The 1433-nt window shown below is 37.1% G+C and carries 1 protein-coding gene; it reads right to left on the bottom strand.

Annotated elements, in window-relative coordinates; translation table 11 throughout:
• On the bottom strand, positions 1 to 211 hold a 211-nt coding region (locus Q3F21_RS27060), incomplete at its 3' end, for a hypothetical protein (RefSeq protein WP_340259681.1).
• Positions 212 to 1433: the final 1222 nt, after the last annotated feature.

A 1433-nucleotide genomic window follows, 5' to 3' on the forward strand; every position in this document is an offset into this window, starting at 1 on the left:
AAATCAACAAAACTGCATGCCTCCCTCTCACCTTTGCAGGCAAATCAACCATTTCATAAATATTGCGCCCCACCAATACATCTCCTACTTTCGCTTGGTTTGATGTCTCTGGAAGAAAAGTTATTTCCCGTTTCAACTCTTTTAAGTAGGAGGTGATCCGAATTACTAAAAAAGCCCACCCGATAGCTATACTTATATACGCAATGGTCATATCTTCCCCCACCCAATGTGTTGATAATTTCTAATAACAAATCATGAAAAGGAGCCCACTAATTAAGGCGCTCCTTTTCTGCAACCATGCACCTATATAATTGTGACTGTTACCCGTCCTATCCACAGCATCTAACTTTAGACTCGGAACATCTTTCACCATTTCTTGTGTCGTATGTGTACTTGACCTCTGTTTTCCCCTCGCAATCGAACAGTGTATTATACTCACACTTGTACTTAGGACCTGCAATAAACCCAGAATCTTTGCAAGGTACATACATCGGAGTTACTCCGAACAGGTTGGAAATTTTATCGAACATTATTATCACCTCCCTTTGCAAATAGAATAGTTTAATATCGCAAAATTGTAAATATATTGAATTCGTCAAATTATGACTTTTTCCTTATCTAATCAACAAAAACATAATCTTTTTTGTCTCTTTTTGTCGTTTTACTTTCTATAAAAACAAAATTTTTATGTTTCTTCTAGATGTACACCAGCTTAAAACGGACTCCCAGCTTTCTAATCGTAAGTCCCCACTGTCAACCTAGAAAGCTATCCATTGGCTAATTTGGTGAATGCTTTTGTCCTACCTATGGCTTTTTACCTTTTTTTCCATACCGTGGAAAACAATTTCTTTGTCCGCTTCTGCTGGTCCCTCCCTTCTTGACCAATGGTTATTTGAAAACGCCACCCTCGTAATTTTCTCATCTACTACTTCCTTGCTAGAAAAATACTTTCATAATTTTCTAAATAACCATATTTTAAGAAATGAAGTAACTAAGCCCCCAAATTTTCTATCTACATTTTTTATTCCAAATACTTCATGTCAGGATAGACAAATTTGCTACAAAAGTAGACTCCAACAAATTTGGCAATCGTGGGATGCTAATCGTTTCACGGGGACACATTTCTATATTTTTGAATCATAGGCCATGCTGTAAGAACTCCAGGGTGTAATCTCCATACCTAAGAAAATTCCACATTCATAACTGTCTATCCCTAAAATGACATCTATGCTGAAAAAGGAGGCACCATTCAAATGCACTCCTCTTCGCGACTGTTAAAAAACGCCGATTAGACTGTACATAACATAAGTAAAGAAGTAACATTTTTAAGTTAAATCTTAGCAGCATCTGATTAGGGTTTCACTACAACGCTTGCCACTTCTTGTGTCATACGTGTACTTTATGTACGTTTTGTTCCTATAGTTGGCACAGCC

It is taken from the genome of Brevibacillus borstelensis, from assembly GCF_037834415.1.
GTDB classification, from domain to species: Bacteria; Bacillota; Bacilli; order Brevibacillales; family Brevibacillaceae; genus Brevibacillus; species Brevibacillus borstelensis_A.